The 13,943-nt window shown below is 54.3% G+C and carries 13 protein-coding genes; 3 read left to right on the top strand and 10 right to left on the bottom strand.

Translation table 11 applies throughout. The features are described from left to right. Positions 1–31 precede the first annotated feature (31 nt). On the bottom strand, positions 32–319 hold the full coding sequence (locus tag GCU45_RS17500) for an alpha/beta-type small acid-soluble spore protein (protein ID WP_076172276.1): 288 nt from the start codon (positions 317–319) through the stop codon (positions 32–34). Between the two features lie 137 nt (positions 320–456). After that, complete coding sequence (locus GCU45_RS17495; RefSeq protein WP_152399780.1) at positions 457–1,356, bottom strand: LysR family transcriptional regulator; 900 nt, start codon at positions 1,354–1,356, stop codon at positions 457–459. A gap of 158 nt (positions 1,357–1,514) precedes the next feature. Between GCU45_RS17495 and GCU45_RS17490 the strand changes: the two genes are divergently transcribed. Further along, on the top strand, positions 1,515–2,606 hold the full coding sequence (locus GCU45_RS17490) for an oxidoreductase (protein ID WP_152399779.1): 1,092 nt from the start codon (positions 1,515–1,517) through the stop codon (positions 2,604–2,606). 58 nt (positions 2,607–2,664) lie between these two features. Here GCU45_RS17490 and GCU45_RS17485 read toward each other — a convergent pair whose 3' ends face one another. The 4 genes from GCU45_RS17485 to GCU45_RS17470 form a co-directional block, all read right to left on the bottom strand. Further along, the gene (locus GCU45_RS17485; RefSeq protein ID WP_152399778.1) at positions 2,665–4,143 is read right to left on the bottom strand and encodes a protein adenylyltransferase SelO; all 1,479 of its coding nucleotides are present in this window, start codon (positions 4,141–4,143) and stop codon (positions 2,665–2,667) included. Between the two features lie 293 nt (positions 4,144–4,436). Beyond that, positions 4,437–4,646, bottom strand: coding sequence for a twin-arginine translocase TatA/TatE family subunit (locus tag GCU45_RS17480; protein WP_076172284.1), 210 nt, complete (start codon positions 4,644–4,646; stop codon positions 4,437–4,439). A 66-nt stretch (positions 4,647–4,712) separates the two neighbouring features. Then, entirely contained in the window at positions 4,713–5,273 is a 561-nt protein-coding gene (locus tag GCU45_RS17475; protein WP_152399777.1) for a RidA family protein, read from the bottom strand. Positions 5,274–5,301: 28 nt separating this feature from the next. After that, a complete protein-coding gene (locus tag GCU45_RS17470; RefSeq protein ID WP_145162416.1) occupies positions 5,302–6,906 on the bottom strand; it encodes a flavin monoamine oxidase family protein in 1,605 nt (534 codons plus the stop codon). A 279-nt stretch (positions 6,907–7,185) separates the two neighbouring features. Here GCU45_RS17470 and GCU45_RS17465 point away from each other — a divergent pair, with 279 nt between their 5' ends. Both GCU45_RS17465 and tatC read left to right on the top strand, forming a co-directional pair. Next, a complete protein-coding gene (locus tag GCU45_RS17465) occupies positions 7,186–7,437 on the top strand; it encodes a MerR family transcriptional regulator (RefSeq protein WP_076172288.1) in 252 nt (83 codons plus the stop codon). Positions 7,438–7,469: 32 nt separating this feature from the next. Further along, positions 7,470–8,240, top strand: a complete 771-nt coding sequence (gene tatC, locus GCU45_RS17460) for a twin-arginine translocase subunit TatC (protein ID WP_152399776.1) — start codon at positions 7,470–7,472, stop codon at positions 8,238–8,240. A 146-nt stretch (positions 8,241–8,386) separates the two neighbouring features. Here tatC and GCU45_RS17455 read toward each other — a convergent pair whose 3' ends face one another. The 4 genes from GCU45_RS17455 to GCU45_RS17440 form a co-directional block, all read right to left on the bottom strand. Further along, a complete protein-coding gene (locus tag GCU45_RS17455) occupies positions 8,387–9,415 on the bottom strand; it encodes an SMI1/KNR4 family protein (protein ID WP_152399775.1) in 1,029 nt (342 codons plus the stop codon). Between the two features lie 270 nt (positions 9,416–9,685). Continuing rightward, positions 9,686–10,186 carry a DinB family protein gene (locus tag GCU45_RS17450; protein ID WP_145027644.1) on the bottom strand — a complete coding sequence of 167 codons (501 nt, stop codon included), beginning with the start codon at positions 10,184–10,186 and terminating at the stop codon, positions 9,686–9,688. A 210-nt stretch (positions 10,187–10,396) separates the two neighbouring features. Further along, positions 10,397–12,499: a TerD family protein gene (locus GCU45_RS17445; RefSeq protein ID WP_152399774.1), complete on the bottom strand. Its 2,103-nt coding sequence runs from the start codon at positions 12,497–12,499 to the stop codon at positions 10,397–10,399. 309 nt (positions 12,500–12,808) lie between these two features. Next, on the bottom strand, positions 12,809–13,888 hold the full coding sequence (locus GCU45_RS17440) for an ankyrin repeat domain-containing protein (RefSeq protein ID WP_152399773.1): 1,080 nt from the start codon (positions 13,886–13,888) through the stop codon (positions 12,809–12,811). Positions 13,889–13,943 lie beyond the last annotated feature (55 nt).

Raw genomic sequence — 13,943 nt, 5'->3', positions numbered from 1 at the left:
AGAGAAGCCGCCATGCCACAGCATATTGCCGCTACTTCTGCCCGTCCTTCTCCGCCAGCTGCTGCTGGGCAAGCCTGATCATCTCGCGGACCATCGAGCCGCCGATTTTTCCCCCGACATGGCCGACCGATTCCGTCGTAAGCTCGCCATTGCCGTCCGGACTGAGCGGCACGCCGAGGTCTTTGGCCACTTCGTACTTCACGTCATCCGGCCGGTTCGGGTCCACGTCATACCCTTCGCGCCGCATGACTTCTGCTTTAAACGTCTGCATGTCCCTGGCAACCCCTGGCACCGCGTATTTTCGGTTTCTTCTGGACATCCTAGCTTCATCTCCCCACTTGTTTTCCCTTAACATGCCCGGAGACAGCCAGGTCCATCCTCCCTATGCGCTGCCTGATCCTGCCTTCCTGTATGAAGGCTTTAGTATGGAATCAATCCAGAAGGTATCTTTTACGCTTAAACATTTGTATAGCCTGCCAAGTTAAACCGCTGTCCTGCCCTTTGTACACATGCGGCGAAAGCAAGGAACGCTTGGCTCTGGAACTGCTCCTTCCGAGACACCAATCGCGTGGTCACAAATTGGTATTGTTCGGGGACCGGATACATGCGAACACCATCTTCATCCGCAGTCGAAGTAACCGCCATCCGGGTCAGAAACGCACTGCCTATTCCCGCACGAACGCAATTTAGCATGGTCTCCAAAGTGCTGACCTCGATCATATTCATAAATTGTTCCTCTTGGCTATGGAGCCAATCTTCGTTCGCAGCACGCAGTGGGCAGCCCTTCGGAAACACGACCCATGCAGGATTCCCCGTCTTAGCAAATGCTTCTGTTCCTTGACCTGCAGGCGTTAGGAGCACCACTTCTTCCTGTATTTCAAAGGCGACCTGCAGTGAGGACAGTTCAAACTCTCCGGTCAAGAAGGCGCCATCCAAGCGCCGATCCAGAACTTTCTCGTAATTTTCCTTCGAAGTTGCAGTCACCAAAGACAGGCTCACCTCAGGGTATTGGGTCTGAAATTCGGACAGCGCCTGAATAAATGGGGCGGTTGAAGCTATCGTCTCCACCACGCCGATCGACAATGAACCGCAAGGATAGTCAGGTTCCTTGACAGCCTTGGCTGCCTCCTCGGCCAGCATGAGAATGTCCGAGGCATATTGATACAAAACAAGTCCTTTCTCGGTGAGGACGACCCCCTTCGGTGTCCTAAGAAACAGCTGCGCCCCCAACTCCGATTCCAGCTTTCGCACCCTTGTAGTGAGGTTGGACTGTACATAGCCCAGCTTCTCAGCTGCGCGGGTAATGCTGCCTTCCTTCACAATAGCCATAAACACTTTCAAGTCGGTTAGCTCCATCCCCCAAAACCTCCGGTTCAATCCCATCAATTTTTTTAATGAGCTCATCTATAGCAATCATTTTACGGTATTGAACAGGCAGGATACAATCATCTCAGGTCAACAACCAGGTGTAAAAGAAGGCCCACTATCAAAAAAATTAAGGGAGGTTTTTAAATATGAAGCAATATCCGAAACTTTTTACCGGTTATAGGCTAGGTACCCTACCGCTTCCGAATCGGGCAGTTCTGGCGCCGATGACACGCACCAGTGCGGAGCCGAACGGAGTGGCTAACGATCGTATGGCACGTTATTATTCCCGTTTTGCAAAAGGGGGATTCGGCTTGATCATCACGGAGGGATTGTACCCGGATGAGGAATTCAGCCGGAGTTATCATCATCAGCCCGGTATCGCCAGCATAGCACAAGCCGATTCGTGGATACCGATCATTGAGGCCGTGCACCGGGAAGGTGGGAAAATCATTGCCCAGTTGATGCATGCAGGCGCGTTAGTCCAGCATCATGCTTTCACTCCGATCGCACCGTCTGCGGTGCAGCCTGTTGGAACGATGCTGGAGGATCACGGGGGCAGCGGTGAGTTCGCTGTTCCAAAGGCTATGACGCTGGCAGAGATTCGAAGAACGATCGAAGGCTTCAAGCAGGCCGCTCTCCGCGCTAAGTACGCCGGATTTGACGGTGTGGAGATTCATGCCGCCAACGGCTATCTGCTCGATCAGTTTATTACGGATTATACAAACCAGCGCACGGACGATTATGGCGGCGCGACAAGCCGGCGTATCCGCTTCGCAGTAGAAGTCCTTAGAGCCATCCGCTCCGCCGTTGGCCCGGATTATTTGGTCGGCGTTCGCATTTCGCAAGGGAAGGTGAACGATTTTGACCACAAATGGGCTCATGGAGAAGAAGATGCAAAAATCATCTTCGGGGAGTTGGCCGCAGCTTCCGCCAGTTACCTTCATACGACCGAGTATAAGGCATGGATGCCCGCCTTCTCGGATGGGGGGCCGACCCTTGCGGAGCTCGCCAAACGATACAGCGGCCTTCCCGTGATCGCCAACGGAAAACTGGGTGATCCTGAAAGGGCCGAACAAATGCTTATAGCAGGAGCAGCCGATCTGATCGCCGTCGGAACCAGCGCACTGGCCAATCCGGATTGGGTGAACAAGATACGGGAGGGGGGCACGCTGCGAGCTTTTGATCACCGCTTTCTCCAGCCGATGGCCACATTAAAGGAAGAGGAAGTATTGGGCTAAGACGTGTGTTCCTACAAAAAAAGGGCCAGCTCCGCTGGTCCTTTCTCTTGATCTTATATCAGGTTCCGCAATAGGTCCGATACCCGTACGTCGTCTCCGGTACGATGGCATACTCGGCCTGTTCCGGCGTATGCGCGTAAGGGTCGGCCAGAACCTGCAGCAGCTGGTGCATCACTTCGTAATCGCCGTCCTGCTCCGCCGCCTCCAGCGCTTCCTCCACCCGGTGGTTCCGCGGAATGACCGCCGGATTGCTGTCCCGCATCAATTGATGCGCAGCCTCTTTGGTTTCGGGCTGCCGGTCAAGCCTTGCCTGCCAGCGCGTATGCCAGGCATCGAACTCTTCGATGCCATGCAGCGGAGTTCCCTCCAGTCGGTCAAACGTTAAGGCAAGAAACGTATTGGTGTAGTCGGCGCGATGCGTCTTCATGAGCTCCAAAAGTTCTTCGATGAGAGCCTCGTCCTCCGGTTCTTCATGGAAGATCCCGAGCTTCGCTCGCATCCCTGCAAGCCAGTATTCATTAAACAGACCGGCAAAAGTCCCGACCGCGGTCTCCGCCATTTTAACGGCCTGCTCCTCGTCCTCATGCAGCAGCGGCAGCAAGGCTTCCGCCAATCGGGCGAGATTCCAGGAGCCGATGTACGGCTGGTTGCCGTAGGCATATCGGCCCTGTGAGTCGATGGAGCTGAACACGGTGGCCGGATCGTAGGTATCCATAAAGGCGCACGGACCGTAGTCGATCGTTTCCCCGCTGAGGGTCATGTTGTCCGTATTCATGACGCCGTGGACGAATCCAACCAGCTGCCACTTCGCGATCAGAGCGGCCTGGCGCTTGATCACTTCCTGCAGCAATCTAAGGTAGCGATTTTCGCCGGAAGAAAGGTCAGCATCGGGATAATGCCTCTGCAGGGTGTAATCGGCCAAAGCCCGCAGGTCATCCGACGTGCCTGCTCCCCGCGCGAACTGAAACGTGCCGACGCGGATATGGCTGGCCGCCACGCGGGTCAAAATCGCGCCCGGCAGCTCTTCCTCGCGGGTAATCGCCTGGCCGGTGGACGTCACCGCCAGGCTGCGGGTCGTCGGAATGCCAAGGCCATGCATGGCCTCGCTGATGATGTATTCACGCAGCATCGGCCCCAGGGCCGCCCGTCCGTCGCCACCACGGGAATATGGCGTGCGGCCCGCTCCTTTGAGCTGAATATCCACTCGCTTGCCCTCTGGTGTGACCTGCTCGCCCAGCAGCACCGCCCGCCCGTCGCCCAGCATCGTAAGATGGCCGAATTGATGCCCGGCGTATGCCTGAGCGAGTGGCTGCGCCCCTTCCGGAATGCGGTTTCCCGCCAGTTCCGCAGCTCCTTCATCGCTCATGAGCGCATGAGCGTTTAAACCGAGCGACGCCGCCAGCGGCTCATTGAATGCCACGATCTGCGGCGAACGCACCGGCACCGGATCCTGCCGGGTATAAAACAGATCCGGCAGCCCGGCGTAGCTGTTGTCTAAATGCCATCCCGCCTCCAGCTTTCCTTGTGTATCCGTCATAAAGGTCTCCTTTTTCAATCCTAGTAAAATCATTCTTCGCATGATGACAGCCTGATTGTCTTATGGCCAAGGCCGGTTCCACTGCTTCATATCCTGTGCCGTATCAAATTTATTATGCGGCCCAGAACTTCAGCGGCCAAACTATGCCTGGTTCTTCCATTATAAAAGAACACAGCGGTGGAGGCCATGATGCGCTTCGGCCGGCTGGGCGCAAACAGCCCCGTCATTCGCGTTGAATGACGGGGCTGGCTAACAGGGTGGCCGTTGATCGGCGGATACGTTGGTCCTACCCTTTATCCTTTGATTTTAATGATACCGGACTCTCGCTCACGCTCTTTGTCTTCTTCTTTATCCTCACCGACCAAATCCCTGGCGGACGACTTGAATTCGGAGAGCGTGCGTCCCACCGCACGGCCCAGCTCCGGCAGCTTGGAGGGCCCGAACAAAATCAGCACGACGACCAGAATCATCATCAACCCGGCAAATCCTACGTTTTGAAACATAGCCAATCAGCTCCTTCTCATTTGTCATGGAGAACATTCCGCCTTAGCGAAATCCGTGCTCCTGCCTCACTTCTTCTTCGAATCCGGCTTCACGGCCACCGCTTCGATCTCGATCAGCCAGTCGGAACTCACCAGGCTCGCCACGCCTACCGTTGAACGGGCCGGCTTTACCGGATTGGCTTCAGTATTAAAGAACTGCGCATAGGCATCGAACCAACCCGTATAATCAAACGTGCCGCCCTTCTGCGCGTCAGGAGCGATGTATATCCGCAGGTAAACGACATCCTTCAGACCAAGGCCCTGCTCCTTCAGCTGCTTTTCGATTTCCTTCAAAATGCCGATACCCTGCGTTTTCGTATCCCCATAGCGTTCATAGACCGTCTTGCCGTCCTTGTTCAGCACCGGCGGGACGGTGCCGCTCGTGAACAAGTACGATGCGCCTTCGGGAACGACTACGCCGCTGGATATGGACGACGACGGGCTGCCGTAAAATACCGGCGCCGGCGCCGTCTTGATCGGCTTGGCCGGTTTCGCCGGGGTATGGGCGGCGCTGTCGGCATATGCCGTGACGCTGACGGTGCCAAGCAGAACTGTCATCAGCAGCGCTGTTTTCATTTTTTTCATCATAAAAGACCAGCCCCTTCTAGATATGAATCTATGATTTCATGACACGCTGATGGATATCGGTGACCACCTCACGGGCGGACTCGATCGCTCCGGCCTGCCAAGCAGTAATGTAGCTGATATGCTCACCCGCCAGGTAAATCCGGTTGTCAGGCTTGCACAGTGTCGGATAGTACGTTTTGCGGTCGTTTGCTGAGTATGAAACCCAGCCGCCCTCTTGATACTTGATCGTTTTCCAGTTGATCGAATAGGAGGATTCGAACTCTTTTGGATACTGCGGATGGATTTTGGCCCCTTGTGCCAGCGCCAGCTTCTCCCGCTCCGCGTACGACATCGCTCCGAGCTTGTCGGCAACCCCGCCGTAGGCATAGTAGCCGAGGAGGACTCCCTTTTTCCCGAAATAATCGGTCGGCGGGTAATATATCTGCGTAATGTCCATATTCGTCAAGCTGCTGCCTCCGTACAGGTGCTCATCCTCTTCCCAGAAGCGCCGCTTGAACTGCAGGCCGATCTTTCCGGCAGAGGCGTAATTGATGCTCTGAATCGCCTTGGACATTTCGGGGGAAAAATCAGCGGGGATCTTCTTCAGCACGGATAACGGAATGGTGCAGATGCAGTAATCCCCTTTGACCTCCTGCTCCCGGCCGGATGCCATGTCGGTGTACACGATTCTCACGCCCGACGAGGACTGGCGGATCTCCTTGACCTCGGCCCGGAATTTGATCCGATTGCCAATCCGCTTCTCGAACGCCTTCGCAATGGCGTCCATCCCGCCGATCGGGTGGAACATCATCATCTGCTGGTCGTATTCGTACTCATTGCTGAAATACTTGCCGAAGCCGGAGTTGATGATCGACTTTAGATCGAACGGATCGCGGAGAACCCCGGCATCAAGCCGGCTCCCCGGCTCATCCTTGTATCCGCCGCGCTGCGAGCCTTTGTAGAACAAATCGGGGTTCAGGTCCCCCTCCACCTTTAAGTAATCGACGAGCTTCATCTTCTCTTCAGCCGTGAGCGGAAGATCGAGCGCGTTCTGGTCGACCGCCTTGGCGAGCATTTCCGCGACGTAGCCGCGTACGTCTGCTTTGGCCGCCCGCTTCGGCACCTTTTGACCGGATAAAGCACCGACGTTTTCGTTGTAGTAATAGCCGCTTTCGTTCACGTTGTTGAACGGTTCGATCGCAACGCCGAATTTCCGGCAGTACTCCAGGGTGACATGGAACTGCGGAATGCGCATTGGGCCGGCATTGAAATACAAGCCCTTATCGAAGCGGGACGTTTGGGTACCCGAACCGATTTCCGCCTCTGACGTGCCGCCGCGAATAGTCCAGCATCGGCCGCCAGCCCGGCTTTTTGCCTCGAGAATCGTGCAGTCGTACCCGGCCAATCCCAGTTCGTACGCTGCCGTCATGCCGGCGATCCCGGCGCCGAGAATGATGATTTTTTTGCCGCCCCGTCCGCTTAAGTGCAGATCATTCGGGCCCGGCGGCTCATATTCGGCGGCCTTCATCGTCTCCGGCGACAGCAGTCCCATCGTTCCCATCAGGCTGAAGACGGCAACGGATCCCCCTACTTTGCCGACGGTCGACAGAAATTGTCTGCGGGTCATCTCTTTCGGTTGCTCCTTGATTGTCACCTCGTTCACTCCTTCGCTAGTGGAATGGAACCTCTTGAGGCGATCTTAGCAAAGAAATTTAGTTTTCGGTGAATTTGTGTAAGGATTTCTTACAGGGATTTTTTATTTTTAAAAACCGATTGCATTTTTAATGGGTTTTCCTTAAAATCATGTCATAATTCCTTCCATAAACATCTGTTTGTGTGTTTCTTCTCTTTGTTTTATCTTCTTCTAGGTTTCAATCCTGGCCGTTTCTGCAATGGTCCGGGGTTAACTATACTTGCACAGGAGGTAAATAGCATGGAGAGCAAGGTGATGAGCATTGGGATCGTCTGCGAGCTGACCGGCTTGTCGGAACGCCAAATCCGGTATTACGAGGAACGAAAGCTGATCTTCCCGGAGCGGACGAAAGGAGGTAACCGCCGATATTCTTTTGAAGACGTAAAGGCCATTCAGGACATCTATCAAAAAATGCAGGAGGGATTTAATACGCTGGAGCTGAAGGAAATGAAAAAATCGAAAACGCCGCGCTGCACGCCGGCCTTCCGGTAACGGACATGACTTGGGAGGAGTGATCTTCGCCTATGGAAGCGAAAAATACGATGACCCTGCTTGGGCATATCGCCGAGCTTAGAAAACGGATCCTTTGGATCGCCGCCGTATTCATCGTCAGTATGGCAGCCGGCTTGTTTGCAGCCCCTCATATCCTGACGCTGCTGCGGACGCATTCCCCACTCCACGTCGCATGGAACGTCTTCTCGCCATGGGACGGACTGCGGATTTATATGAGCATTGCCGTGATACTGTCGCTGCTGCCGACCATACCCTTTGGCATGTACCAGATTTGGCGGTTTGTCAGCCAGGGACTCAAGCCTGGCGAGCAAAAGGCGGCGGTCCGCTACATTCCGTTCTCCGCATCATGCTTTCTGGTGGGCGTGGCCTTTGCGTATTTCGTCGTCTTTCCGATGAGCCTGCGCTTTACAGCCGGCATCAACCGTCAGATCGGCCTTGTGGAGACCTATGGGGTATCCCAGTACTTCGGGTTTATGTTCAATATCATGATCCCGCTCGCCATTGCCTTCGAACTGCCCGTGATCGTTATGTTTCTGGCCCGGATCGGGATCTTAAACCCGTCGATTCTAAAAGGAATGAGGCGTTACGCGTACGTCGTTCTGGTTGCCGTGGCTGCACTGATCTCGCCGCCTGACCTTGTCTCCCATCTCATGGTGGCTGTTCCGCTCATCGCCTTGTACGAAATCAGCGCTTGGCTGACCGGTTGGGTGCATCGCAAGAAACAGCGTGCGAAAGAAGCATTGGAGCATGCCGTCACGGATGGCTCCTATTCGGCAACCTAAAAGTACGGAAATGGAACTGCCCCCTATGACATAAAAAAGGAAGCTGGCTCCCTGCGAGGGAACAGCTTCCTCTTGATTTTTTGGCGCGATATTGCTGGGATTCCATCCCCGCTCACGCGTTCATGGCGAATTTGTTGTCACGGGCCCTAGGCGTTAACTAGTCCGCGGACAAAGGTTTCAAAATCGGGCGCGAGCCGGGTGATCTTACGCCCGTTTGCCTGATCCACATGCACAACCTCAGGCTCTCCATCGTTGCCGGAGCCGCGGTAATCCAGCATGATCACGCCGGACTCCTGCGGGCAGTCGCAAATGACGACGCCGAACTCCGGATAACCACCGTTCCCGATGATAGACCGGCTGCCGGAGGCCCCGCAGAGCGACTTGGCTTTGACCCGGCCGATGCCGAACATGCCGTTAATCCGGACCCCGCTTGGCGCTCCAACTGCGGCTTCACCCAGCGGAAAGTACCTGCTGCGGGGAATGCCCCCGTTATGTATTCTCATCATCTGCACATAAAACACCGGCAGCTTGAACACCAGTTCCTCCTGCACGGAATCGATCAGATCATCCGTCGGCGGAGCCGAAACATACGATTCCGCATCGGGATCAGCGTCGTTCCAGAAGTTGTTGATATCGAAACCCTCATTTGGCGAGTCATACTGCACATCTAAATTGGCTTCGTCCGATGGGATGGCATCCACCGAAGACACGGCCGCCGCGGCACTGTCCGTTTCATCGGTTTCCCCGGCTTCATCCGAGCCGCTGTTGTCTTCTGCCGAATCGTCTGAATCCAAATGATCATCCGACTCTTCCTCGAATTCCCCGTCCTTCTTGGCACGGATCCATTCCAGAAACTCCAGGGTATCCTCATCCCCCGGCTCCAGCTCATCGGCACGAGTAAACTCCCGCTCGGCGTCATCGTACTGCTCCAGGTAATAATAGGCCAGTCCAATCCGGTAATGCCAGAGCGGATCTTCCGCCCCTTCCTCGGCAACGGTCAGAAACTGCTGCACCGCCTCCTCGTAACGCTCCAGATTGTTCAGCGCCCGGCCTAAATGGCCGACCAGCTCATAATTCCGCTCCTCCGCAGGAATTTCCGTTACGGCCTCTACGATGCGTTCGTATTCATCCTCTTCATGCCATGTCTCCAGCTGTTCCAACAGATCCTCGCTCATCCTCATTCCCCCTGCGATATACTCTTGGTGTGATTATAGCATTTTCCGCAGGCGGTTCTCCAGGCCGCGGCAGCCTCAAGGAGTTGCATAGCATTTATGAAAAAAGCGTCTATGATGTTAGACGCTCGTTTCGGCCAGGTTTTGCCGCTAAGGACTCTCATCCCATACAAAAAACCTACCGAAGGTATGTTGGATTTCACTCTACATACCTACCGTAGGTCCGTCAATACAATTTTGTCATTCACACGGCTAAAATGAAGCCCAATGATTCTACAGCGGCGGCTGCTGTACCCCCAGCTTCACCCATCCTTCCTTCGATGGCCCGTAGACGGCCGGTATGCCCAGTCCCGCTTGACGCATCAGAACCGTCGCTTGCCCCCGATGATGCGCAATATGCTTGATCAGCCCCATCAGGATGGAGGCATTGGATTCCATTCGTCCAAAAGCATTCTGTTCCTTGCTAAGAGATTCGTCCGTCCACTGCTCTTCCAGTGCCTTGGCGGCTGCCGAGCTGACCGTCCGGAAGGTATCCGCAATCTCTTTAGCGGAAGGGACTTCACCCGGATTTGCGACCTTATCCATCTTGATGCCGAATTCGTTCAAATAGTCGGGGATGTTCGAGACAAAATGCCAGGCGATCCTGCCCAAAGTCCGTCCTTCCGGATAGACCTGCTGCCCCAGCGATTCATCCGTCAGCGCATCCAGAACCCCCTGCGTCAATTCGGCTTCCTTGTTCCATTCCTTAATAAAATCCTGTACCGTCACATACATCACATCTTCCTCCTTTTGATGGTTAAAGTTTCTTACGACCAGCCTCTGCTTCCTTTCGGCCTTTCATACGTCCATCTTAGCCCATATTGGTGACAGGGTTTGTCATAGTTGCGAATTTTATTAAAAAAATCAGGAACGCAAAAAACCGACGCATGATCGCCATGAGTCGGTTATCGGTTAATATCTTTACGTTTTTCGGTATATCCGAATCTACACCATATATTCCGCCATAATTTCCTCGATATCATAGGGAGTTACCCCTTGCTCCACAGAGAACACCGCATCGGCCTCCCCCGGAGTTTCGGTCAGCTCCCCGCGGGCCTTGGCATGGAGCGTGAACAGATCATACAAATCTGGTTTCCGCAAAGTCGTCATCGCTTTGCCCATCAGGATCATCCCTTTTTGGTTCCCCTCGACGTTGTTGTAATAGTACGGATGCCGGGTTAAAGACAGGTCCGTCCAGATCACCGTGCGTTCTACCAGATCCAAGATTACGGGGATGGCAATCTGCGTATCGGCGGTGACATCGATTTTGTTCGCAACCGTACCAGGCTCAAAAATTTCGCCGGACCCGGGTTTCTTCCGCATCATCCAACCCGTAAAGCACTCCGGCAAATCGCAATACGGCTGGCTTGTGAACGAATGCAGCGTCGCCACAATATACCGTCCGCCATAATCGACGATGGAAGGAATGTGCAGGTCGATAAACTCGCACGCGCCTTGAGGGGCCGTTACGATATCTCCGCTGTGCACGGCCCGGTACTTGGACGACCGTAAGTTCGTATACGAAATATGCTCCACATACTGCCAGTCACGGTCATACATTACGGCGGACAGGTCGATGTCCACGCGGCCCGTCGGCTTGCCGTCCACCAGGCCCTCTTTCCACCAGCTGAAGAAACGGATCGTATCTCCTTCCGCCATCGGCACCCGGCTGCCACGCACGATCGTATGCAGCGCTTTGCTGGCAGAGCGCCCGGAGAACGGTACGAGGTAGCTTTGGAGCCGCTTGTCGACATACACCTTCCCGAGCGGCGGCAGGGCAGAGAAGCGCACGATCAGCGCCTGCTCGCATAGCTGCACGATGTCCCGGCATGCCTCCTCGTCAATCTCCGGCAGGTTGTTCCGAAGGGCAAACGCTTTGGCGACATTCCCTTTTGGAAAAAAGACGCGCAATTGCTGCCGTTCACGGCGGCGGGCAAAATGGTTCTTCACCTGCAGCAGCACCGGCGTCGATACTTCCTTAACCACCTCACCAAAAGCCAGCACGACATACTCCGTATGCTCGGTGGACCGGAGCAGATGATCGAGCCTTCTCGCCAGTTCGCCCGGGCGCTGCATTAAGAGATCGATCAGCGTCCATACGTTCCGGAACTGGAAGGCCAGCTCCACGCTTCCGTTAAAGGACGTGAATGGCTTGTCGTTGCGCACGACGTCAAAGGCTTCCTCGCACCGCCGAAAGCGATGCTTATATTCGGAAGGATGCAGAATTTCGCCCAGCCGAATCCAGCGCTCCTTGTACCGCAGCATATCTTCCGTGATGGATTGGCACTTCTCGAGCAGTCCCAGCAGCAGCCGTCGCTCGCGCCGTTTGAATTTGCGGAAGCGCGTCGCCTCGGCGAGACTGACGTCGCCGTCCGACCATGCGGCTGCCAGCCGAAGGACATCGGTCGCTGTCCGGAAGTACCGTCCGATCTGCTCCAGATTGGCTTTGTCATACTTCATTAAGGACGCAGCGACGAATGCCGCATTTTCCTTGAACGGGATGTCGTCTGGAAGAAGCATTTCCATATCATCCGCGCCGGAAAATGCAATGACGTCATCAATATCCTGTTTGTCACGATCGGAGATGGAGCCTTTGGCTTGAATCAACCGGGAGATCAGGCTCATGAACTCCGCACGGCTCCCCAAACCAATCACTTTCAGGTTACCTTCATCCTCCAGGGGCAGCCGGTCCGCATGCTCATACGCCGGTACATCCAACGTCAGGTAATGATAAATCGCATTCAGATACAGCTCGGCATCGCTATGCTCCATGACCTGCATCGGAAAATCCGGGTACATCGGTTTGAACTCCACATGAGCCCCGACCATAACCTGTAAATCCGCAACCAGCTGTTGGTATAATGCTTCAAACTGCACTTTAGATAAGTCTTTTACCGCGCGCAGCAGCGCATATGAAAACGTATATCCCAGCACTTCGATATTTTTCAGGGCGGATGCCAAGTAGGCTTTCGGGAGCGTTTCGCCTCCCTGCCCTTGTTCCACAATCAGATGATTGGCTCTTCGTAAGTAGATGGTATTGATATTCATTTAAAGAGTCCAGGAAACCCATGCCCCTAATTTTTAATAAGGGTTATAGAAGGAAGGAGCATGATAGCCTGGACGCCTCCTCTCTGAATCGAAATCCTTCAGGGAAGCGGCGGCCCTATGTTCGCCAAATGAAGTTAGAAGGAAGGACCGCCATAGCCTGAAGGTCAAGGGCTTCGGGTTTTGCTGAACCCGAGCCTTTGATGTCCCCATCTTCCCATACTCCGCAGCGCGCCAACAGGGCGAAAGTATTACGATGAATGAAAAATCATCCAGATTCGTCCGGATCATCCTCAGGCACCAGTCCTGTTTCTACAGCTCTCCATCCAGAAAACGAATAAGATACGTACCGGGCTGCTCAAAGAACTCTCCCAAACGGCACAGGTCCGAATAGTGGTCATGCTCGACGTCATAGCAGCCGATCCATCCTTTTTTCTTCGGATTCCACATGAGCTGAAGATCCGAGTAGTTGTCTATGTCTGCCGATAGGCGCAGCAGCTTCTGCCGCCCGACCTTGATCGGGATCGTGTCGGTCAATGTGAAGAAATCGATATGCCGGATATCGTACTCATTGGGGGCCAACTCAAGGCGCAGACGGTCACCGGTTAACCGATCGACCAGCTCCTCCGGTAATTTATACGCTCTCAGCTCATGCTTCTTATTCGCCACGTCATGAAATTCCGGCGGTTCCAGCGATTTTAAATAATCGGCCAGGACTGCATTCTTTTGGCTGACCGCGATCGTATACGGCCGTTCGCCGTCCTTTTCCGCTAACGTCACATCGGCGCCCCGCTCGACCAAATACTTGACCATATCTAAATTTCCCATGCGCGCGGCCACAGTTAACGGCGTTGCTTCGTAAGGATAGACTTGATCCGGCTGGTTGTAGTTAATATCCACTCCCTGATCGAGCAAATAATTGAGGGTCTTATAGTCATGATCGGACACCGCCTGGCGAAGTACAGCCCCGCCGTGCAGCTTGATATCGAGGCCCAGCTCCTGAATGAGCGGGATGTTGCTTTTGTTGCCATAGTAAGCCTGCGAATACGCGCCGGAGCCCACTCGATTAAGCATGTCCATTCTGGCACCATGTGCGGCGATGTAGCGTACCATCTCCTCTTTTCCGTAACGGACAGCCCGTAAAAAGGCCGGACTCTGTGCGTTATTGAGGTTGACGCCGTGCTCTACAAGCAGCTTAACTACATCCAGCCGTTCCGCGATCACGGCAAGGTCAAGCGGAGTTAACGCGGTATACCGGCCCAGTACGATACCCTCCTCAATATCCCAACCCTCCGCGATAGCATTCCGCAAAGCCGGAATATTCCCTTGATAGATATGCATTGCGATTTCTGGAAGCTCCTCGAATTTCCCTATATCTTTCAACTGAATCATGGTTTCCTCTCCCCTGCCCGAATGATCAAACTTAGTTCCATCTATGTAGATAATT

This window comes from Paenibacillus cellulositrophicus (assembly GCF_009363095.1).
In the GTDB taxonomy this organism is placed as follows: domain Bacteria; phylum Bacillota; class Bacilli; order Paenibacillales; family Paenibacillaceae; genus Paenibacillus_AQ; species Paenibacillus_AQ favisporus.
Note: the sequence above shows the minus strand (reverse complement) of the source record. Positions and strands in the feature narration are given on the sequence as shown.